The 21427-nt window shown below is 65.0% G+C and carries 20 protein-coding genes and 1 tRNA gene; 5 read left to right on the forward strand and 16 right to left on the reverse strand.

Features of this window, described 5'->3' with window-relative positions; translation table 11 throughout:
• The first annotated feature begins 3 nt into the window (after window positions 1-3).
• Entirely contained in the window at window positions 4-1044 is a 1041-nt protein-coding gene (locus tag Pen02_RS20455) for a C40 family peptidase (RefSeq protein WP_203867683.1), read from the forward strand.
• Between the two features lie 120 nt (window positions 1045-1164).
• Here Pen02_RS20455 and dcd read toward each other — a convergent pair whose 3' ends face one another.
• A complete protein-coding gene (gene dcd / locus Pen02_RS20460; protein WP_101368913.1) occupies window positions 1165-1743 on the reverse strand; it encodes a dCTP deaminase in 579 nt (192 codons plus the stop codon).
• 100 nt (window positions 1744-1843) lie between these two features.
• On the opposite strand from dcd, the gene Pen02_RS20465 reads away from it, so the two are divergent.
• A complete protein-coding gene (locus Pen02_RS20465; RefSeq protein WP_203867684.1) occupies window positions 1844-2413 on the forward strand; it encodes a pyridoxamine 5'-phosphate oxidase family protein in 570 nt (189 codons plus the stop codon).
• A gap of 1 nt (window position 2414) precedes the next feature.
• Here Pen02_RS20465 and Pen02_RS20470 read toward each other — a convergent pair whose 3' ends face one another.
• Window positions 2415-3413, reverse strand: a complete 999-nt coding sequence (locus Pen02_RS20470; protein ID WP_203867685.1) for a zinc metalloprotease — start codon at window positions 3411-3413, stop codon at window positions 2415-2417.
• A 211-nt stretch (window positions 3414-3624) separates the two neighbouring features.
• Here Pen02_RS20470 and Pen02_RS20475 point away from each other — a divergent pair.
• Window positions 3625-3698: transfer RNA gene (locus tag Pen02_RS20475), tRNA-Gly, on the forward strand.
• An 89-nt stretch (window positions 3699-3787) separates the two neighbouring features.
• Here the strand turns inward: Pen02_RS20475 and Pen02_RS20480 are convergent.
• The 9 genes from Pen02_RS20480 to Pen02_RS20520 all read right to left on the reverse strand — a co-directional run bounded on the left by Pen02_RS20480 (window position 3788) and on the right by Pen02_RS20520 (window position 10549).
• On the reverse strand, window positions 3788-5056 hold the full coding sequence (locus tag Pen02_RS20480) for a tyrosine-type recombinase/integrase (protein WP_203867686.1): 1269 nt from the start codon (window positions 5054-5056) through the stop codon (window positions 3788-3790).
• The gene (locus Pen02_RS20485) at window positions 5056-5271 is read right to left on the reverse strand and encodes a helix-turn-helix domain-containing protein (protein ID WP_239141007.1); all 216 of its coding nucleotides are present in this window, start codon (window positions 5269-5271) and stop codon (window positions 5056-5058) included. Before Pen02_RS20485 ends, Pen02_RS20480 begins: the two co-directional genes overlap by 1 nt.
• 5 nt (window positions 5272-5276) lie before the next feature.
• On the reverse strand, window positions 5277-7034 hold the full coding sequence (locus Pen02_RS20490) for a replication initiator (RefSeq protein ID WP_203867688.1): 1758 nt from the start codon (window positions 7032-7034) through the stop codon (window positions 5277-5279).
• On the reverse strand, window positions 7031-7603 hold the full coding sequence (locus Pen02_RS20495; protein ID WP_203867689.1) for a DUF2637 domain-containing protein: 573 nt from the start codon (window positions 7601-7603) through the stop codon (window positions 7031-7033). The genes Pen02_RS20490 and Pen02_RS20495 overlap by 4 nt, the downstream gene beginning before the upstream one ends.
• Window positions 7600-7785 carry a hypothetical protein gene (locus Pen02_RS20500; RefSeq protein WP_203867690.1) on the reverse strand — a complete coding sequence of 62 codons (186 nt, stop codon included), beginning with the start codon at window positions 7783-7785 and terminating at the stop codon, window positions 7600-7602. Before Pen02_RS20500 ends, Pen02_RS20495 begins: the two co-directional genes overlap by 4 nt.
• Window positions 7782-7970: a hypothetical protein gene (locus tag Pen02_RS20505; RefSeq protein ID WP_203867691.1), complete on the reverse strand. Its 189-nt coding sequence runs from the start codon at window positions 7968-7970 to the stop codon at window positions 7782-7784. The genes Pen02_RS20500 and Pen02_RS20505 overlap by 4 nt, the downstream gene beginning before the upstream one ends.
• A gap of 6 nt (window positions 7971-7976) precedes the next feature.
• Complete coding sequence (locus Pen02_RS20510) at window positions 7977-8237, reverse strand: hypothetical protein (RefSeq protein WP_203867692.1); 261 nt, start codon at window positions 8235-8237, stop codon at window positions 7977-7979.
• Complete coding sequence (locus Pen02_RS20515) at window positions 8234-9838, reverse strand: FtsK/SpoIIIE domain-containing protein (RefSeq protein WP_203867693.1); 1605 nt, start codon at window positions 9836-9838, stop codon at window positions 8234-8236. The genes Pen02_RS20510 and Pen02_RS20515 overlap by 4 nt, the downstream gene beginning before the upstream one ends.
• A 306-nt stretch (window positions 9839-10144) precedes the next feature.
• A complete protein-coding gene (locus Pen02_RS20520; RefSeq protein WP_203867694.1) occupies window positions 10145-10549 on the reverse strand; it encodes a transcriptional regulator in 405 nt (134 codons plus the stop codon).
• A gap of 379 nt (window positions 10550-10928) precedes the next feature.
• On the opposite strand from Pen02_RS20520, the gene Pen02_RS20525 reads away from it, so the two are divergent.
• Entirely contained in the window at window positions 10929-12179 is a 1251-nt protein-coding gene (locus tag Pen02_RS20525) for a hypothetical protein (RefSeq protein WP_203867695.1), read from the forward strand.
• On the opposite strand, the gene Pen02_RS20530 is transcribed toward Pen02_RS20525, so the two are convergent.
• The 3 genes from Pen02_RS20530 to Pen02_RS20540 all read right to left on the reverse strand — a co-directional run bounded on the left by Pen02_RS20530 (window position 12176) and on the right by Pen02_RS20540 (window position 13966).
• Window positions 12176-12937, reverse strand: coding sequence for a glycosyltransferase family 2 protein (locus Pen02_RS20530; protein ID WP_203867696.1), 762 nt, complete (start codon window positions 12935-12937; stop codon window positions 12176-12178). The two genes, Pen02_RS20525 and Pen02_RS20530, sit on opposite strands and share 4 nt — an antisense overlap.
• Window positions 12934-13746 (reverse strand): GntR family transcriptional regulator, encoded by an 813-nt coding sequence (locus Pen02_RS20535; protein ID WP_239141011.1) that lies wholly within the window; start codon window positions 13744-13746, stop codon window positions 12934-12936. Before Pen02_RS20535 ends, Pen02_RS20530 begins: the two co-directional genes overlap by 4 nt.
• 61 nt (window positions 13747-13807) lie before the next feature.
• Window positions 13808-13966 (reverse strand): hypothetical protein, encoded by a 159-nt coding sequence (locus tag Pen02_RS20540; RefSeq protein ID WP_203867698.1) that lies wholly within the window; start codon window positions 13964-13966, stop codon window positions 13808-13810.
• Window positions 13967-15060: 1094 nt separating this feature from the next.
• On the opposite strand from Pen02_RS20540, the gene Pen02_RS43020 reads away from it, so the two are divergent.
• Window positions 15061-15822, forward strand: a complete 762-nt coding sequence (locus Pen02_RS43020) for a GntR family transcriptional regulator (RefSeq protein WP_203867699.1) — start codon at window positions 15061-15063, stop codon at window positions 15820-15822.
• A gap of 56 nt (window positions 15823-15878) precedes the next feature.
• Here the strand turns inward: Pen02_RS43020 and Pen02_RS20550 are convergent, their stop codons facing one another.
• Window positions 15879-18314 carry a hypothetical protein gene (locus tag Pen02_RS20550; protein ID WP_203867700.1) on the reverse strand — a complete coding sequence of 812 codons (2436 nt, stop codon included), beginning with the start codon at window positions 18312-18314 and terminating at the stop codon, window positions 15879-15881.
• Between the two features lie 904 nt (window positions 18315-19218).
• Window positions 19219-20703: a DUF8370 family protein gene (locus Pen02_RS20555; protein ID WP_203867701.1), complete on the reverse strand. Its 1485-nt coding sequence runs from the start codon at window positions 20701-20703 to the stop codon at window positions 19219-19221.
• Window positions 20704-21427: the final 724 nt, after the last annotated feature.

The following is a 21427-nucleotide window of genomic DNA, read 5'->3' on the forward strand; positions in this document are numbered from 1 at the left end:
CCGGTGGCTCCCCCTGCCCCACCGCGGTCGCCATCCCTCCGGTCGGCACCTGCCGACGCCGGGACCGCGAAACCGCGCCCTCGAAGGTCCATTCTCGCCATCGCGCTCACCGCCCTGGCCAGCGCCGCCGTGCTGTTCACCGGCACGACGCCGGCGCTCGCCGAGCCGACCGTGGCCGAGATCGAAGCGCAGATCGACACCGCCTGGCGCAAGCTGGAGCCGGTGGTCGAGAAGCACAACGCCACACGGACGGATCTGGCCGCCAAGAAGAAGCAGGCCGCCACCCTGCAGAAGAAGATCGCTCCGCTCCAGTCGCAGATCGACGCGGCGATGAACCGGGTGAGCGACTTCGCGGTCCAGGCGTACAAGGGTGACAAGGCCTCGGCGCTCAACGCCATGCTCACCTCGAAGTCGCCGGCCGCACTGGTCGGTCAGCTCTCGGTGCTCGACCAGTTCGCGCGCCAGCAGCAGCGCGAGGTGCAGGCGGTCGTCGACCTCAAGGACAAGTACGCCTCGCAGAAGGCTCCGCTGGACCGGCTGGTCACCCAGTTGACCAAGACCGAGGCGGAACTGGCCGCGAAGAAGGAGGAGATCGACGCCGAGGTCGACAAGCTCCAGAAGCTGCGGATCCAGGCGTACGGGAACGGCTCCGCCGGCCCGCTCCGCCCCGCACCCTGCCCGGACACCTACCCCGGCGGCCCGTCCGGCCAAGCGGTCAAGTTCGCCTGCGCCCAGATCGGCAAGCCGTACAAGTGGGGTGCCGAAGGCCCCGGCTCGTACGACTGCTCCGGCCTGACCCTGGCCGCCTGGGCCAAGGGCGGCGTGTCGCTGGCGCACAACGCCCGGGCGCAGCGCGGGCAGACCAAGTCGATCAGCCGCTCCCAGCTACGCCCCGGTGACCTGGTCTTCTACTACGCCGACCTCAGCCACGTCGGCATGTACGTCGGCGGCGGCTGGATCGTGCACGCCTCCCGGGCCGGCGAACCGGTGAAGATGAAGCGGATGGACGACGGCCAGATCCACAGCTTCGGCAGACCGGGCTGACGTCTCCACCTCGACCTGACAACGGTAGAACCCCCGTCGCAGCCTGCGGCGGGGGTTCTACCGTTTCGGTCCTGTCGTTCGGTCGTGTCGGGTGCTGTTGCGGCGTTGTCGGCCGAGGTGTCAGCGGGTCGGCCAGGTGCGCCAGTTCTGCCAGGAACGGCTCGGGGTGGGGCCGCGCTGCCCCTGGTAGCGCGAGCCGTAGACGGCCGACCCGTACGGGTGCGCGGACGGGGACGAGAGCCGGAAGATGCAGAGCTGGCCGATCTTCATCCCGGGCCAGAGCCGGATCGGCAGGTTGGCCACGTTCGACAGTTCCAGCGTGACGTGCCCGGAGAACCCGGGGTCGATGAAGCCCGCGGTCGAGTGGGTCAGCAGCCCGAGCCGGCCGAGACTCGACTTGCCTTCGAGCCGGCCGGCGAGCTGGTCGCCGAGGGAGATCACCTCAAGGGTGGAGGCGAGCACGAACTCACCCGGGTGCAGCACGAACGGCTCGCCGTCCGGCACGTCGACCAGCGAGGTCAGCTCGTCCTGCTGCACCGCCGGGTCGATGTGCGTGTAGAGGTGGTTGTTGAAGACCCGGAACAGCCGGTCCAGGCGTACGTCGATGCTCGACGGCTGCACCAGCGCGGGCTCGAACGGCTCCAGCGCGAGCGTGCCCGCCTTGATCTCGATCACTAGGTCGTGGTCGGAGAGCAGCACCGGACAACCTTAGCGAGTCGCGCGAAGTCGACTGGCCGCGACCTCGCCGATCGGTGGGATCGGGGTAGGTGATCGAACATGTGTTCGATAGAATGTACCCATGGCATCCTGGTCCGAATTCGCCTCCGACGAGCCCCGCCTCGCCGACGCGATCCGCGTCCTCATCCAGCAGTACGGTCCGGGTCTCGGCTACCTGGCGACCGTGCGCGCCGACGGTGGGCCGCGTGTGCACCCGGTGTCCCCGGTCATCACCGACGAGGGACTCTTCTGTTTCGTCGTCGACTCACCGAAACGCCGCGACCTCGAACGGGACGGGCGCTACGCGCTGCACTCGTTCCCGCCGGAGGACAGTGACGACGAGGCGTACGTCGCCGGCCGCGCCCGGCCGGTGACCGACCAGGCGCGGGTGGACCGGTTGGCCGGCAACCTGCGGGCGGCCCCGCAGGTCGACTGGCGGCTCTTCGAGTTCACCGTCGACGTGGCGATGGTGGCCCGGCACGGCAGCAACGGGGCCACCCCGCTCGCCGCCGGAGACCGCTCCGAACGCCCCGCCGTCCAGGTCTGGCTCGACCCGGCCGGCGCCGTGACCGGCAACGGACCCACCGCCGCCGCGCCGAAGCGGCGCGGCCGGCGGCGGGCCGTCGCAGAGGAACCCGTCCCGACGCCCTGACCTACAGCTCGCGGAAAGCCTTCCACGCCTTGACCATCCGGAACATCTGACCGTACGTGAACTCGTACATGCAGGTGTCGACCGAATAGTTCATGAAGTTGTGGATCGGGTCGAGGCCCGACTGCGTCGTGCACGAGTCCCGTCGCTCCGGGCAGCCGAACGCCGGCTCCGCCTCGGCGGGCGTGTCGAAGACGTGGTCGCCTCGGCCCGCACAACCCTCCTGGAAGGTGTGGTAGAGGTTCAGCCAGTGCCCGATCTCGTGCGTGGCGGTGTCACCCGCGTTGTACGGCGTCGCCGTCCCGCCCGGCAACGACTCGGCGAGCACCACCACCCCGTCGTACGGGTCGAGGTTCGGTTTCGGAAAGGTGGCCCAGCCGAGCAGTTGGTCCTCCAGCAGTCCGGTGTAGACGTTCAGAGTGTTCTTGTCGCCGACCCGCAGCGCACGCTTCATCTGCGCCTCCGCCGGGCTCTCCGGCACGATCGGATACCAGGCCGGATTGACCACCCGGTTCACCTTCTTCAACCTGAAGTGGAACGGCGTCCAGGCCCCGCCGGTACGCCCGCCGAACGATTCGTTCAGCACCTTCAGTTGCGCCTTGATCAGGGACAACGGGATGTCCCCGTCGGCCCGGGTCCGCTTCTCGGCGATGACGTGGAACACCACGTCGACGGTGATCCTGATTCTCAGCTGTACGCCCAGCGGCGCCACCCCGACCCGTCGCGCGTACGCCGAGTCGACCGCGCGGTCGAGGGCGGCGGCCTGGGTCGCGGTGAGTTCGTTCGGTTCGGCTGTGTGCGGGGCACCCGGTCTCACCTTGCTGGTTGGCCTCGTCCTGGCGTTCTGGGGGTCTTCGACGGGTTCGGCGCAGCCCGCCGGGCCGGGATCGGTCGAGTCCGGCGGCGCCGCGACCACCGGGCTGGGTCCGAGCAGCAGGACGAGAAGAACACTCGCCACGCCGGTCCAACGCGACGACCACCAGCGCCGTGCACGGAACGCCATTACCTCACCCTTGCCTTCGAAGAGTGGCTATGCGATGACACAGAGCCATAGTTGCAGGTGGGGCGGACGTTACTCGTTGCCGCTGCTGATGCAAACGACGCGGTACGGCGTGGTTCGCGACCGATCCGAGCGGGTGACAGAGCGCGCGGAGCCGTACGGAGGGGAGGGTGAGTGCATGATCGGACCCGACCAGGTACAGTGGGGTCCGCTCGCGGGTGTAGTTCAATGGCAGAACATCAGCTTCCCAAGCTGACAGTGCGGGTTCGATTCCCGTCACCCGCTCCAACCCGAAGGCCCAGGTCAGGACATCAGTCCCAGCCAGGGCCTTCGATGTTTCAAGATCTGTAATCATGTCGCGTGCCATTGGCGTGCCATTAGCCCCGGCGCACCAGGGCACCGGCCGCGCCGTCGTCCGGGGCGCCGGGCCGCGTGCCATCCGTCTTGCGCGCCTTCTTCTTGGCCTTTTTGCCGTCGGACCTCTTGTCCGCCTGGCGAGCGTCCCTCTTCGCCTTCTTCCGTTCGGCTTTCTCCTCGCCGCGTACCGCCGCGTCCAGTGCGGCGGCGATGGCTCGGTCGGCTTCGGCCGTTGCGTGCTGGTAGATCAGCGCGGCTTGTGGCGAGTCGTGGCCCATCCGGGCCATTAGGTCGCGGGTGCTGGCCCCGGTCTGCGCGGCGAGAGTGTTTCCAGTGTGCCGCAGGTCGTGGAAGTGGAGATTCGGCTGACCGACCTTGGCAACGGCCGCCTTCCAGTTGGCGAGCTTGTTGAAGTTGCCTCGCCAGATCGGCCGCCCGTTCTCGGTGGTGAACACGAACGCCTCGGGGTTGTCGTCGACCTCGGTGGCGAGGTGATCCACGATTGCCGAAATCACGGCCGGAGGCAGGCTGACGGTACGTCGGCCAGCTCGGGACTTCGGCGGGCCGAGGACCAGGCCGACGCCCCGCTGTTCGGTGAACGCCTGGCGGACGCGAACCGTCCCCGCCTTGGTGTCGATGTCCTGGCGCTGCACCGCCACCACCTCGCCCCAGCGCAGACAGCCGAAGGTGGTCAGCAGGACCAGGGCGCGATAGCGGACGGGTACGGCGTCGGCCAGGGCGAAGACCTGAGCCAGGGTCAGAACCGGCCGTTCCGCCGCCTTCTCCTGGTCCGCCCCCGTGATCCGACACGGGTTTTTCGGCAGGATCTCGTCTTCCCGTACGGCCGTCATCAGCACGGCCCGCAGCAGCCGGTACGCCTTCGCCGCCATGCTCTCCGAGACGCCGTTGCCGAGCAGTTCCGCCCGCCATTCTCGGATCAGCGGTGTGTCCAGCCGGCCCAGCTCCACCCCGCCGAGGTACGGCGCGATGTGCTTGCCGAGCAGCCAGCCGTAGAGGTGGATGGTGCGCGGCCGGAGGTTTGCGCGTTGCTCGATCCAGCGCGCGGCGTACTCGCCGAGCTTGATCTTTGACCGCTCGGGATCGGTCCATTCCCGCCGGGCAATCTGCGATTCGACCAGGACCAGGTAGCGCTCTGCCTCTGACTTCCGAGCGAACGTCTCAGGTGCGGGACGTAGCCGGCCGTCCGGACCCGGGTACCGCGCCTGATAGCGACCGGACGGAAGCTTGCGAACGTTGCCGAAGCGGCGGTGCCCATCCCTGTTCGGCATCAGGCGACCCTCCGCATTCCGCTCCACACGTCGGAGGCGGTCAACGGCTCGACCCGTCCGGCGTCAAGGTGCGCGGCCAGGTCGACGGCCCTGATTCGTACGCTCCGGCCGAGCTTGTGGAACGGAATGCGGCGTTCCGCGACGAGCCGCCGCACGTACCGCTCACTCATCTGGATTCGGGCCGCCGCCTGCTCGATGGTCAGAACATCATCCACTGTGGTCAGTCCTCCCCGTTGACTGTGGTGCTGTCTGCGGTTGCCGAAAGGTCGGGCGTCGCTCCCTTGGCTGCCCGGTCCTTTGCGGCGAGGAGTTCGGTTCGCCATCGGGCGCGTTCGGAGATGGCGCGCATGAGTCGGTGGGACATGGGTCCGACGTCGGGATCGTAGGGTCGGGCCAGTTCCCAGGCGTGGCGTACTGGTTCGGTGGTGGCGCCCTGGGCGTCGTCGACGCCGGCAAGGTCGGTGGTGACGCCGAGAAGCGCCTTCACCCAGGCGTGCGCGTCGTGTTTGTGGTCGGCGAGGGTCTTGCCGGACCAGTCGCGGGAGATGAGGATGCGCCGGCCGCCGATACCGAGCGTTTCTCGCTGATGCACCTTGCCCTTGCAGCGGCCTGGCTTGAGCTTGGCGTGCGCCTTCTTGGGCTGGACGCCGTAGAGCAGCCAGTTGGCGCAACGGTCGGTGCACGGGGTGATCTGGAGTTGCTGCCAGAGCCGGTCGAGGTGGCGTTGCTGCCGCTCGGTGGCGATGGTGTGGCAGTCGCCGGTGGCCTTGGTGATGTACTTCGTGATGTAGCGAATCGTCCGGGCAGCGTCATCGGTGCCGGGCATGACGCCGCGCGCGTCGACCTGCCTGCCGAACCGGACGACGTGCACAGGTTCGGCGTCCGGGTCCTGGTCGATGGCGTCGAGCGCTTCGGTCCAGGTGGCCAGCGGTTGCCGGGTGTCGGGATCGACCCAGGCCGCCGCCTGCTCGTCCCAGACCGGCGGCCGGTCGCGCGTGTAGAGCTGCACGTCGACGACTGGCCACCACACCTGGTGGTAGGTGGCCGCCGCCACGGTGCGCAGCACGTCACGCGGGATGGTGCCCCGGATGGCGAAGTGCGCGTGTGGGGCGAGACGCCGTTGCGGCTCGACACAGCCGGCGTACTGGACGTTCCAGCCCTCGCAGCGCCGGAGGTTCTGCCAGAACCGGTCAAGGAGTCGGGGGAAGTGGACGGCGTCCCAGGCTGCCCGGCGGTAGTCGTACCGGTCGGGGTTGACCGGGGTGCCGTCGGAGAGGACCGGCCCGTACGAGTCGAGCGTAAGAGTGAGCCACATCGACGGCCGGTAGGCGGTGCCGTCCGGGGCGGTGTAGACCTTGCCGACCGTGCGGCGCTCGACCTTGCGGCGGGGTAGGTCGGGTGCGTCCTGCCGCCGCCTGGTGGACCGCTTGCGCCGCCGGCCGGTGTCCTCGTCGCCCTGGCCGTCATCGTCCGACTGGTGAGGCGGACCGACCCGCCCGCGCAGCCCTTCGGCTGTGATCGCCTCCTCTACCTCGCGGATGGCCTGGTCGAGGTCTTCGACCTGCTCCCACTCGGAGGCGCGGGCCGCTTCGTCGCGGCCGTATTCGAGGTGCGCCCGCAGCACGATCAGCGCCTTCTGTTCCTCGGTCGCGGGTTCCGGGCCGGGCAGCGGCTCGTCGGTGCGGTGCCACCCTTCCCGAATCTGCGCCTGCCGCAGCCGGCGGTTCTTGCGCGCGCAGGTCGGGCACTTGTCCTCCCGGGTTGCGCCACACGGTAGGTCGATGACCTCGGTCTGCCCGGTGTTCAGGTCGGTGCGGCGCATGGCGAGCGGGCGGATGCAGACGCCGTATTCGGTGGCGACGTCCTTGAGGACGTCGACAGCGCGGGGTAGGCCCATCCGTGCCGCCCGCGACCCCGGCCGGGGTTGCTCCGGAGTCGGGGCGGACGGGTCGAGGCCGGGCAGGGTCGGTGCCGTCATCGGGCGACCCCGGTGGACCGAGCGGGGTGGACGACGCCCAGCGGAGGCAGCACTGTCGACGATCCCGGCCGCGATGCCGGTACCGGGGCATAGACGACCGGCGTACGGTCCTGAACCGGTTCGGGGTCGACGGTGACGGGTGCCGGGTCGGGGTCGTTGGCGGCGGCCGGCGCTTCGTTGTCGGTGGCCGCGATGGTGACGGGTGCGCTGGACAGGACGACCTTGACCAGGGCGAGGAAGGCGAGGGAGGGAACGGCAGCCACGATCCAGCCCCAGACCGACGGTTCGGCTTCGGCGACCTGAGCGGCGAGGGACAGGATGGCGAAGCCGACCAGGAGCACGGCGACGAACCCGACCGGACGACCGGCACGACGCCGGACGCGGATCTCAAGCCCGAGGTAGATGGTCATCAGCTCGACGGCAACGGCGTTGGCCCAGCCAATCCAGTTCGGCTGGCCGTGCGCGACGGTCAGGTCATGCACATGGGTGAACGCGGCAGCGCCGGCCATCCCACCGATGGAGAGCAGGATCAGCAGCCGGGCAGCGGCTTCGAGGCGTACCCGCATCATCGGCCCGCCCCCGCTCGCTCGGTGCGCAGGTCCCGGACGACGTGGACACCGTCGATGGTCCAGATGGCGCGGATGGCGTGCTCGACGCAGGTCCAGGCACGGGCGCCGGTCCCGTCCTCGATTTCGATCAGACCGAACCGGTCGCAGGCCGGCTCACCGGGGTGGAGGGTGCACGAGTTCATCGGTTGCCCTCCTCGTCGGGCCGAATGGTCAGGTCGATGCGGATGCGCCGGTACCGCAGCTCGGTCCGGTGGTGGAGGAACGCAGCGATACCGCGCAGGGCAGCCGCCGCCTTGTCGGGCGAAGCGACGAGCCGGATCCGTAGCGGCCGGCGGAGCGCAGCCGCGATGCGATTGAGCAGGGTCATGGCTGGTCACCTCCGGGCCGGTCGGATGGTGGTGCGGATGTTGTCGGGCGGTTCGCCGAGCGTGGACACGGCTTCGGAGAGGCAGCGCCACAGCGCCCACGCCTCATCGGGCGTGAGGTACATGCGGCGGCGGCCGGCGCCTACGGCGAGGTAGACGGGGTATGGGTCCGGCCGGTCCGGGTCGACGCGCACCGATACGGCCGTGCTCTGCCCGGTGTCGCTTGGGGTGCGGAGGCGGTAGAACCGTCGTCCGGTCCGTTCGGTCATGCCTGCTCACCTCCGTCTTTGTCCGGGTCCTGTCGGAGGAGGTTGAGGAGCGCGTCAGGCAGCAGCGGCCCGGAGGAGCGCTGACGGGGCAGGGATGGCCGGGTGGGTTCGGGCGCGGTTTCCCGGCCGACCTGGGCCAGGATGTCCGCCGCATCGACCGGGGCCGGGAAGCGCACGGCCATGGCCCGGATCTCGTCGTCGGCGATGTAGGAGAACCGGACCCGGGCGGGTTCCGGGCTACCGTCGAGGATGACGTACCCGACGCCCTTGGCCCAGCGCGGCATCTGGTCGGCCAGCGCGCCCCGATTCCGGGCACCGTCACCGAGCACCATGTCGACCTGCGAGGCTTCGGTGAGACCGAGTGCGATGCGGGTGGGGAACAGGTCCCGGAACGGCAGGACTTCCTTGCGCGGATCCTGCAACGCGGCCACCACCAGGACGCCGACGCCGGCACCCTGGGACAGCAGCAGCCCCAACGACGCGGCGATCCGCTTGCGCAGCTCGACGTCCTGGAGGTAGGCGGTAAGCGCGGCCATTTCGTCGATGACGACCACGACCAGGGGGTCGGCGACGGTCGGAGTGTGGACCCGGACCGAGCCGGCAAGCCTGGCCTGCCGTTCCCGCATGACGGTGACCGCCTCGTCCAGGAGGTCGGCCATGGCCTCGAACGACTTGCATGCGAACCGGGCGAACATCGGCCGCCCCATGGCGAACTCCATCCCGCCCTTCGGGTCGATGACCCAGAGCCGGACCAGCCCGGAGGCGACCCCGTTGCCGAGCGCACGCACGAGGGACCACAGCACGGAGCCCTTGCCGCGCCGGGTGGCGCCGCCGACCAGGACGTGAGTCGCCAGCAGATGCAGGCACCAGGTACTCAGGTCATCCCGCCTGGCCAGCGGCAACGCGGCGAAGTCCGGCACCGCCGGGACGTCGAACGGTGGAACGACAGCGCGGAGTGCGTCAGTGCGGACCAGTACCAGGTAGACGACGCTGGGCCGGTCGCGGAACCGAACGGCATCGACCGCGCGGAGCAGCCACGCCCACCGTCCCGACCGGGTAGGGCGGTCGTCGGGGTACTCGGAGTACACCCGGGCATGCCGACGCCCGAACGTGTACGCCAGGTTCGACGTGACTCGCTGGAAGTCCTCCGGCGTCTGACCGCGCACCATCCGGACCGCTAGCACGTCCAACGCCGGATCGGAGCGCACCGATAGCAGCCGGGGCAGGACCGTCTGATGGTCGTACCGTTCGGCCAGCCCGCACAGGGTCATAGCTTCACGCCACACCCGGCGGTAGACGGTCAACCGGCGGAACCAGCCGAGCAGCGGACCGGCGAACCAGGTCCACCACGATGCTTCGTGCCGCCACCGCCACACCGCCGACACCCCGCCGACCAGGACCAGCAGGGTGACGAGACCTTGCCAGCCGTGGTCGAGGTACACGGCGAGGAGGAACGCCGTCGACGCGGTGGTGACCGGGTGGCGTAGGCACCACCACAGCGCGCGCCAGCCCCAGCGCAGCAGCAGGCCGGGAAGCACCAGCCACAACGGCAGTTTGAGCCGCTTGGGCCGGATCACCATCAGGTCCCCGGCCGAGGCCATCACGACTTCACCGCGAGGCCGCCCGATCACTTGGCCCCCCGCAGGGACACGAACCGGCCCGACGCGTCCCGGACCGCCGGCAGCGGCAGGACGAGCTGATCGGCGCACAACGGGCAACAGCCGTCCGCGCTGTCGGTCGGGTCGAACCGGGACTGACACACACCACACCGCGACCGCACCTGGGCCGTACGACGCCTACGCTTGGACACGTCAAAGACCTCTCTCACCAATGAGCAGGGGGATTTGGCAAAGAGGGGCGGGGCTGCCGTCCGCCAAGACCAGACAGCCCCGCCCACCCAGCAGCGGTCAGGCCGCCGCCAACGACGGGTCACGGGTGACGCCGACCGGGGCGCGCATCCCGGTGGCCCGTAGCGAGTACGCCATCCGGCCGTTGTTCGTCACGTACGGCGTGACGGTCATGCCGTCGAACTCGACCGCCTCGAACGGCGTACCGGTCGGCGGGACGGGCTGGTAGTCGGCCGAGATCTTGACCGTCGTTTCCCGCGACCGCTTGCCCAGCTCCGGGTCGAGGTCCATCACCCGGACCTGCCACACCCGCTGACCCGTCACCTTGTCCTTTGCCGGGGTACGCCGACCCGTCTTCTCGTCGTAGTCCTCCACCTCACCCAGCGACTCGGGCACCAACGCGCATCCCGCCGGGAACACGTCCTCACACCGGACCGCGAACCGGGTCCCACCACGCAGAGCCATCGCACGACCTCCAAGGTTGTCTGCCAAGACTCTTGCTTGGCTGCCAAGTTGTCACACTGACCGTAGCCGCGACTTGGCAGACATGTCAACCAGTGATCGCGACGAGCTGTTGGGGAGCACGTCTGCGGCAATAAGTAATGCGCATATATCTACTACGCGAAAATTGCCGGTCTTGGCTGATAGCCCAGAAAGGGGCGGCATCGCCGATGCTACGGCTTGCTTGGGACTCGATTGGCCGTTGCCCGAGTTGGGGCATCAGAGGAATCGGCGATGCAGCAGGTGACGTTCGCATATCTGATGAAACGTTGACATGGCCGCCGCCGAGCGCTCTACTGACCTGATGATGCTTCGGCCTGGAGTGCATTGGTTGTATGAGTGGATGGACGAATATGGCGTCGAGAGAAAAAATGTTCCAGATGTATTTAAATCTGCAGCCGCAGTGGCACGCCTTAGTGAGCTTATCTCAACCTACATGGAGCAGCGGACTACAGAACTCGCTTGCCCTACAGGTGCAGTAGTCGGAGGTCGTACACTTGACCTGGCCAGTTCATATACGTGCGCCGAATTCACGTGCCTAGCGACGCGTGTCGACCGAGCGTTTCTGAGTATCTGGCACTATTTCGACTCGATCGTTCTAGCTGCGCCATCGTCAGTTGACGTACTCCATGCCCTTCATAATAATCCACGGAAAGAACGCGAGAAGAGCCTTATCCCCCGGATTGCGGACCAGGTGGAGTTTTTTACATACTTGCGATCCATCGGAGCGGACAAGTACATAATCTTTCAAGATAAAGAATATTCCCTCTGCCGGGACTGCCATCAAAAGCTTTCGGAGAGACTTGGTCTTACGGCTGTAGTTGACCGAGCGGCGAGGCGAGAGATAGTTGCGAGATTAGAGTTAGAGGCAGAGGTCCGAAACCTGCGTGAAGGAACTGGTAGCTGGGTATGCGAAGTGACCCATGAATTCCTTCCGGAAACCTTAGGAATCTGGGTAAGGTCCCAAAAAAGGCCCGTTAAATGGCTGGTATTTGAAGAGCTGATAAATCGCGGTTCTAGGGCTTTCCTAGAGGATCTTCACCAGAGCGAACACCTCGGTCTTCCGCTCCTGCAGGAGGTCCGTACTTCTCTATTCAGAGAAGATCCGCTGAGAGACAAAGCCTCAGTGAATGATGTTGCACTTTCGCTTCGCCTGCCGTTCCTCGAAGGCCTCAAGGCGGCAGACATCATCCTTCTAATGCAGGACGAGAGGCCGAGTTTCGAGAGATTCCAGGCGTCGGTTCGGAGGGCAATTGCTGAGAAAGTAGAGAAGGCAGGCGACGTTGATCCAGCGACAATTGGTGAGTCGGTCATGCGTGACCACATCAGGCCGGCATTGGCGGAAATTGAACAGAGTATGAAATCTGCCAAGAGGGCGTTCGCGAAGAAGGCCTCAGCCGGCATTGGACTCGGCGCAGCACTGGTGACGGCCGGTTTGATTGCGGCCATTCCAGTCATTATCGGCGCTGGCGTAGCCGCTGCGGCCACCCCGCTTGTGGACTTGAAAAAGCTATTTGACGACCAGAGTTCCGTAGAGTCGAAAGACATGTACTTTTTATGGAATCTCGGTCGACAGCATTGGGTGAACCACTAGGTCTGATCGTTAGTAGTGAGGTTGAGCATCGACCGCAGCGCGTAAGCGCGTGCCTCAATGATCTGCATTCGTGCGGTCTGCTCGGCTGGGTCGCGGTGCGCGGCTTGGCCAGTCATCTGGCCGGGCCACTTGCGGTAATGCAGTCCAGGTTCGGCGATGAAGTAGCCGTCACTGACGACGTTGGCCGCGATGAGTAGGCCGGTGTCCTCCGAGGCGGGTAGGGCCATCCAGCCGCCGAGGGCCAGGAGGAGATCCCGGCGCATGCACAGGGTCGCCGGGTGTACGGGCGCTCGGTAGTCGTTGGCCTTCCAGAAGGCGAGGACCGCACCGCGGCTGATCGGTCCGTCGGGCGGGTCCTTGTCCCATCCGTGTGTCGACCCGTCGGGGTGCAGGTCCAGGACCCGCGATGTGACCCAGCCGAGGTGTGGGTTGTCGGTGAGCATGGCGATGTCTCGGGCGAGCGCGCCCGGGGTGAGTTGGTCGTCCGCATCAAGGACCTTGACCAACTCGCCTTCCGCCCGCGCCAGCGCGAGAGTCCGGGCGACGCCTGGGCCGCCGGGCCGGCCGCTGCCGGCGAGGATTCGGGGATCGTCGGGGAGCTGGTCGAGCAGTAGCCCATCCTGCCCGTCCTCCTGGACGAGCCACTGCCAGTCCCACCCGTCCGGCATCTTCTGACCGGCCAACGACCCGTAGGCGTCGGCAAGGTATCCGACGCTGGGCCAGTGAACCGGTGTGACGACCGAGACGAGTCGGCTCAAGCGTTCCACCGCTTCAGCTTCGTCGTGAAGCAGAGTTCTGTCCGGTCACCAGGGAAAACAACGTCCGCGATCTCTACCACGCGATCCCGGATGTCGTACGACGTCTTGCGCACGTCCAGGACGGCAACTCCAGCCTCGATGTCGAGTAGTTCCGCCTCGTCCGGCAGCGGTGGCCGGGCCTGTACAACCTCTTCGATGCGGTCTAGTTCGATGCCGACGGTGGAAAGCTGGTGTTGGGTGCCGCCTGGCCATGGCTCGTAGTCGGCGGACAGCAGGTGCTTGTTGCCTTTTACCAGGTCGTACGGCAGGTAGGAGTAGGACGCTGACAGCGGTGCGGTTTCGTGCCGGGAACTGGTCCAGTAGACGCGCCGCAGCAGCGGAGTACCGACCGGCAGCCCGAACGCCGCCGCCATCTCCTCGTCCGCCTTCACCTCGGAGTACTCGGCGTGGAACTTGAGGTCATCCACCGTCAGCCCGGTGTCATGCTCGGTCCCGCCGGTCCGCCGCCGTTCGGCCTCGTCGAGCAGTACCCGGTCCTTCTCCCACTGGTACCGCTCGGTGTTGCGCCGGCGGATCCGCTGCCGGGGTGCACGTACGTAGGTGCCCCGGCCCTGCTCGGCGCGGACCAAGCCCCACTCCCGAAGCTGTCGGATGGCGTTACGCACGCTGGTCCGGGACAGTCCGGACGAGTCGGCCAACTCCGTCTCGCTCGGCATGGCCGTACCCCGGGCAAGCTCTCCGCTCTCGATCCGGGCGCGCAGCTCCTCGGCGAGCTGGAGGTAGCGCGGGCGCCAGTCACGAGAGTTCACGCCGCTTACGCTACCGCCTAGACGTTGAGACGTCTGCCGGGCCGTCGACCTGTCGTGCCGGTCAGACACCGCCCTCGTCCCCAAGCAGCGGATCTTTTTGGAGCTGCCAGGCCCCGACCGGATGCGGAAGGTGCAGGATCTCAGCGATCATCCGACCGGTCTGCGCGAACGTGAGCAGTACCGTTTCGGTAGACCCGTAGTGCGTGACATCGATCTTCAACAGCGGTGCGTGCGCGGCTCCTCGATCGGCGACGAGCTGAACACTAAGCCAACCACTGCCCTCCCGGCCCACGGTCGCCAGCCGGCTACGGTGTTTCGGGTCCGTCGGCCGGCAGCCCTGACACCACACGGGACACACATCACGCTGAGAGACCGGGACCCGCCTCACCCCGCCGTCGCCCTGGTCACGCTCGACCATCGTCGCCCCCCTGCTGCGGCGTGAATCCCGCTTGGCGCAGCAACTCGTCCAGGTGCCGAGCGAGCCGCCACGCCTCGGCCAGCCGGAGCACCGCCCCGCCGGATCCCCGGAACCGACCAGCGGCATGGATCCCGAGAACTGCTGAACCTGCCTGCCCAGCGAACAGGTACACAACGACGGTGCCGCCGCCGCGCCTGTCGCCGATCGCTCGAACCGACCCCTTGTGGCGACGTAGCGGCCGTTCAACCTCAGCAGGCAGCATGAACTCACATCGCTGCGCTACGCACCATGGCGGGTGTACCACGTCAGGCCATCGCGGAGACGTCTCGCTCACTGAGGCCACCGCCCGCCATGCCCCCGGAACTCCTGCCCGAGCGTCAACAGCGGTGCAGACCTCCAAACGTTGTATTCGTGCGTGCGGGCGATGGCCCACGACGGGGCACCAGGCGGGGGCATCGCGGGAACGAGGCCACGGCGAATAACCGGGGCGGGCTCCGGATCACGAGCGCGACGCCGTGATGATTGCCAGATCGCGAGACGGACGAGCAAGCGGGCACCAACCATCACGACCTCCTTGCAGGGCTAGGAAGGCCGGTGGCCGGCGCCTGGGGGAAGGCAGCCGACCACCAGCCCGACGACGGCACGGCGCACCGCCCGTTGGCGGTCTCGGGTATCGCCATGCCCAGCTCAGGCACGTACAGGAACGCGATGAACCGCTGCCCAGCGCGTGAGTGCTCTGCGGTTGTGCGACCGGGCCGAAGGCGTGCCAACCCCTTGTCATGCCTACGTCCCGGCCGCACATCTGGAAAGGTACCTACAACTAGGCGACTTGTCTAGACGTCCAAGATGACCATGGATGGCTGCCAGGAACATGGCAGACAGGTACGGTGAGGCTCGTGCCAACCCCGCACAGGCAACCCCGGTACCGCGCCATCGCCGACGAACTCCGTCGCCGGATTGCGGCAGGAGCCATCCCAGCAGGGGCTCTTATCCCTTCCGAGGGTGCGCTAACCGCCGAGTTCAGCGTCGCCCGAGGAACCATCCGCGAAGCTATCAACGTTCTCCGCAGTGAGGGCTTGATTGTTACGGAACACGGCAGGGGGTCCTACGCTCGCCCCAATCTCCCTGTGCGCCGCCTCGGACATGACCGTTACCGCGCCAAGCAATCAGACAGTCCCTTGTTGAATGAGATGGACGGCCCAGACGGACTTGGTGAGGCTGACCGAACGGAGGTCAGTTGCCGGGAAGTGCCTGCCGGTCCGGAGGTTTCCGCGCTTTTTGGGGTCGCCCCCGGGACGATGATGCTAGAACGCCGAATGCTCGTAAGCAGGTACGGACTACCCCAACACCTGACGATGTCGTACTACTTGCTTGAAGTAGTCGCTGGTACGGCGCTCGCTGAGCCGGCTTGGGAGCCATCGCCAAGCGGCTATGTCGCGCAGCTCGAATCGCTTGGAATCACTGTGACCGCGATTCGCGAAGCCGTACGAGCGCGGATGCCAACCGTTGCAGAAGCCGGATTGCTGCGGATACCGGCCGGTGTCCCACTCCTTGTGGTCACGCGGCAAACACGGTCACACGAACGGACGGTAGAAGCCGCATTCAGTACGATCCTTCCGGCCGATCGGTTCGAATTGGAGTATGAGATCAAGATATGAGATGGGTGCGGTGGCCGGCTCGCGTCGGCCCTAGCTAAAGATGCACTCTGATCAGACTACTTGTTTCGTTTACCCTTTCCGTTCCGCCGGTTGGTTCTCCCATTCGCCCGCCACGGTCGTGGGCGCCCTGTTGGTTGACTCATGCGTTCGGCTGGCACGAGACGCATGTCGGCAACGAGTTTATCCAACTCTTCGTCCGGTTTCCATGGGTCATTCTGATAGTCCGTCTCGACAATCGATCCACCTACGTCGACTAGTACACCGAGGACGCGGTCGGCCCGAAGTTGATGTTTTTTTGCTTTCATGTATTCGGACAGTCGACGTTTTGCGTCGGGATAACCCTCTGGCTGTGAGCCCACGAAGAACATTCCCTGGCCCCAAGGTGTCAAGAATCCTTGAGCAAGGGTATGGAAGCCATTATCCTCTCGCGTGTTGTCGACTACCTTCTGGATGCTGCGGGCCAATCTACGTTGTGCATCTGACGAATAGTTAGCAAGATCAGCCCCGAAGCGGAGCCAACCCGGCTTCCGATTGGCCTCAAGATACCTTAGGATGCGCTCGATTCCGGGCTCTTCCGAACGGGTTGGGCGGGACGCCTCAATAGCACTGGATCCTTCCGTGAAGTACATCCAGGCATCGAGGTCATCGGTAAGGGTTCCGACTCGGGTAGGAACTTCCTTCTTGAAGCGTCTGCGCTCGCCGGTCCTCGGGGGGGAAGACTCCGGGAAGCGCTGGTGTAGTAAATCGGGATCAGCTGTGAAATAAAGCCCGCCCTTGAGGAACCACATCAAGACATCGAGTTCGTCAACTGCAACGAATAAGCGTGCGGCCTGTGGTTCTGTTCGGCGTCGCAGGTAGAGAAGAAACGACGCGCTGCTGTCGAATAGCTTCGCGGCAACCGCAAGATCGTGTAAGGACACGATCCAAGGGATCGAGTTTCCGGGAAGTAAATCCGCTCGGACAAGAGCATCGGCCGCGATCGCCAGCGGGCCGAAATCATCAAGGCAAACAGCAATCGAGTGGACTTCTCGTACGACAGATAGGTCGATCCACTGTCCGTTCTTACGCCATAGGCCCCCATTCTCAAGAATAAGGGACTCTACTCGTTGTGCCTGCTGTGTGGCTTCCCCAATTGTTTTCTTGAGATCGTCGGCAAGGCGGAGTGCGTTGCCGCCCCTGGCCTTCTCTCGGATCGAGCCTGCTTTCACCTCTATGCAAATCGCAACGTCGTCGACTACAAATAGGCCGTCGGTTTCACCGTCTCCTGCGTAAACTTTTGGGTTCACGGCGGAGCGACTTAAATCGCAATCGGAGCTGCCTCTGGGCGGCGCCAAGTACTTTAGTCCCTTGTAAGTAGGCGCTGCGACGCCAAGAAGTCCGGCAACTAACTCGCATGCAAACTTTTCGGCGAAACTATCACGCTGTTCTCCATAGATGTTCCATGCATTGTTGTCAGGCGACGCCTTGATTTGCTTCTCGATAAGCCGTCTTATGTGGTCGATTGGGATGCCATTTTGCAACATCAAGTAATTGCCGTTGCCGTCGGCAAGTAGGTCGATCCCGGAGAGGATGTTACTTCCGTTCGCGTACGAGGTAATAAGCGCCTCGGCGCCGCCACCACTTATCGGGTGGCTGAATGTCTGTAGAACGGCTTCTACCCGTTGTATTTCAACCCCACTACTTGAGGCAATTGTTGCTGCGCTGAAGGCGCTAGGAGCCCCAGGTGAAATGAAGAAATCGTTGAACGCCTGCCTGGCGAGAGCCTCATCACTAGCGTCTAGTTTTGTGCCGCCAGCATGTAGAGACGCGGCGTGATCAATGGCATCAAGTAGGGCCGACTTCTTACTTGTATATTGCTCCCGTATCGTATCTCTTACCGCGCTTATCTCACCATATGTAAAGCCGACGATCCGCTCAAGTGTTTCCTCGATTTGCGGTATCTCAAGGATACCTCTGTTGAGGATTTCGCCGATCGACTCATAGTGTTTCCCTCGGATCATCAACTCGCTCGATCGTAGCTGGCCTGCGAGTTCCGCCAAGGGACCTAGGTCTGGATTTGCGCCTAGCGAAAGACCCAGCAGAGTCGTGAGTTTAAGAATCTCTCGCGCATGCGCACAGAGATCCTCGATTATGGCATTCGGATGCGGCAGGCCTTGTTCCTCGTCGGCATCCAGGCCATCTGCCGGAACTACTCGCGACCCGAGTCCGATAGCCACCAGGGCCACAACGTCAATCACCGCAGCCAGCCCGCTATTCTGGCTCTCCTTGTAGCCGGTAAGAAATGGCGGTATCTCATGCTGACGCACTAGTTCAAGCACATCAAATACATCCTGGCCGACAAGGAGTTCGGCCATGGCAGCTACGTGAAATTGAATTACGTGAGGGGCTTGGTTGTTGATGTCGTTCCATGAACCAGCGGGGACTAATCCTTCAGAGAAGCGGTTCATATTTGTTAGGAGGGATGAAATGCCCTCCTGTCCATCGACGATCATCCGGCGGTCGCTTCTAGAGTTCCTGCCGGACAAGGCCGCCTCCTGTATTGCTCGTGATGGGTGGTGGGCAGGCTACCATCCAGCGGTGCGGTCCGTATGAGTCGTGAGTGCAGACTCTATTCATTCGCATTGGTGATTTGTTAGACTAAGAGGGCCTTTCCGGCTCGTCTATTTGGCTAGTGGTGCCCAACCCCGGGTACATATGAGCGTTTTATGGGGTCAACTGATCGTGTGACGTCGCAGGGTGCCAGTCACGCATCCGGATCTTCAATTCTAGATCGGATGTTCCCGACTAAAAGCGCATGCGTCCGCTTAGACCGGATGCCCGTTGCCGAATAGTCCTCTAGTAGATAGATCAAGCGCTCCGCGCGGCGCGGGCCGGGCGCGGCAACCGGCTCCTGCGGAGCCGCCGCCCCGGCCGCCTCCGGCGCCGGGGCGGAAAGTCAGCCGGCCCGCAACCCACGCCCACCCCGCGCGTCCACCTAGTCCCAGAAGGAACCACGGGACGAGTCACAGCTTCCCGGACAGGCAGACGAGAGCGAACTAGACCCTTCCCCAGAGCGAGCACACGAGCCGCAGCGACCAGACGCCGACACCCGGGCATCTCACGGAACACGAGGCCGGTCGCGGATAGGCAGAGGAGGGAAGAGGGAAAGCGAGATGAAGAGGTGGGGTGGCTTAGAGCGTGCCTCCGGCGGGGGCGCTTCGGGCTTCGGGGATGGAGGTGAGCCATCCCGACCACCATCGACCCAGGCAAGCCGAGCAGACCGGGGCCAGGGTGCCAAGGTCGTTCGTCCAGTAGGGCGCTCCACCTTGTCACCCTGGCCCCGGCCCGCTCCACGGTGTGTGGGTCGACGGCGGACGGGATGGCGAGGAGACGAATCATCCAGCAGCGATCGAGTTGCTAGGCAGCCTTGTCCGACTCGCCGTGCAGTTCGTCTCGTAGGTCCTGCGGTGGCTTCATCTTCGACGCGGACTGCTTGGGACGGGCGTCGACAACGATTGGACGGATCTCGACGTTGTACCGGTCGGAGGCGATCCGAGCAGCTTGCCCGATCTTGTTGGTTTGGCTCTCTGTCATCTCGTCGTCGGTGTAGGCAATCGCTACGAAGAACGCGACGTGAACATCTTCGGACATGGCGTATTGCGGTGTTTGAGCGAGGATGCCGTCCCAGAACTTCGAGTTGGACATCAGCTTCATCTCAACGACCGTCCGGGCGACCCAGCCTGCGGCGAAGTGGAAGTCGACCGGACCTCGGCCGGCGTTGGCCTCGCCCGTCATGCTGATGTCGTTCGCCTTGCAGTAGTGCTTGGCACAGCTACGGAACAGCGCCTGGACCTTCTTCTCTGGCAGCGAGACGCCAAGGTGCCAGAGCATCTGCCACTCGTCTTGGTGTTCGATGCCGTGCCGGAAGGACTGAATGACCTCCGCGACGAACTCCGGGAACTCGGAGTGATCCTTCGGTACGTAGGAGAGAGGCGAGCGCTCCGCGATCTTGCCCCCCATCTCCCACCACCGGGTACGAAGCTTGGGATCCTTGTCGACCGGGTACGGCTCGTGCTCTGTGTGCTCCAGGTCCTTCAGGTAGGAGGCGACAATTGCCGGGTTCTGTCGTGCCATCTTGGCCTTCTCCCGGCTGTCCACGTTCCGTGCGATCAAGTAGTTGAAGTTCCCGCGGACTTCTTCGCTGTGGTTGCGCCAGGCGTAGTTCCAGAACCCGTTCGCACTGACTACCGGGATGTCCTTGAGGAACCGCTTCGGCACGAGCAAGACGGGGCCGGGCCGGTCGAGGAACGGGTTGGCCGGCAGGTCGACCTCCTGCGTCTGCCAGGAGGCAAACTCTTCGCTCCACGCGGCGTTGCGCACCCGGAAGCGCTTCATCGGCACGCCGTGCCGGCGGGCGATGTCCTGCGTGTACCTGATGAAGAAGCTCTTGAGGATGTTGCAGACCGCGTCGCTGATCCGGTCCAGCCCCATGCCACCCTGAAAGAGACCCAGCATCTCCATGTGCGGGACGTTGTCGATCCCGAGCCCGAGGGCAGTCTTGACTCCGTCGAGCATGCCCTCCTGTAGACCACGGCCCGCTCCGGAGCCGTTCGGCGTCCCGTCGGCCACACCGAGGCAGAACTCCGCCGGCTCCGGGAACATCAGCAGAGCCTGAGCCTGCTTCCAGGCCAGCGACTTCTCGTTGCCCTTCGACTCCCGCACGAGCCCGAAGACCAGCGCGAAGAAGTCGAGGGTGTGATCATGCGCCTCGAACCACCGTTCGTCGGTGTCCGGGTAGATGAGGAAGGGATCGACACACAGGTTGGTGTCGGTGGGCAGGTAGGTGTCAAACCAGTCGTCCTGGTCCGTACGGCGGATGCCGTGCAGCTCGCTCCAGCGCATAGGGCGCCTCCTCGTGGACATGTCGAGGCGAACCCTTCGCCTCGACAGCGCACGCTGACGCCGCGCCCAGAGAGAAACGCCACTCCGGTACCCCGGAGCTCAAGATCTCTATTAGAGTTCCCTTGAGACGACCAATCTCCAAGAGAACCCCGGCTGGACGGGCGTCGACCCCGACGTCCGACCGCCGGGGCTTTCTGCGTGTCCCGACGAGGATAGCAAAGGCCCCGTGACAGTCCGTGTGTCCGGGTCGGTCAGACACGTGTTTGTGCTTCACGTCACTGACCACAAGATGTAGGTGCGTCTACAGATCTTTAGTCAACATGTTGTGTACTAAAGACTGTCGGACCCTCGTGATAGCATCCCGCGCCCAATCGCTCGGTGGTTACGGTATGTAGCAATAGATCGAGGATTTTTAGTGCACGGCTGGCATTTCCATCCATCTGGCCACGCTCCCTACCATGATTTGCCGCCTCACGGCAACGCTCTGTATCGCATCCGATCGCAGGTTGGCGCTTCCCATCGCTTTTTGTGTCCATTCGCCCGAAAAGCCCCCCACACCAGACTGTGCTAAGCAGGGTGCTCCTGATGAATCAACGTCAGTTTCGGTACGGGGCTGCCTCGGGCGTCGGTATGCCTAACGAGCACGACGCGGACGCGCGTTCGTGTCGCCCGGTTCGGAGCGATATGCGGACCATGCGCGGCTTAGGGGTTTCAGCCCTCCCTG

The organism is Plantactinospora endophytica, from assembly GCF_016862915.1.
In the GTDB taxonomy this organism is placed as follows: Bacteria; Actinomycetota; Actinomycetes; order Mycobacteriales; family Micromonosporaceae; genus Plantactinospora; species Plantactinospora endophytica.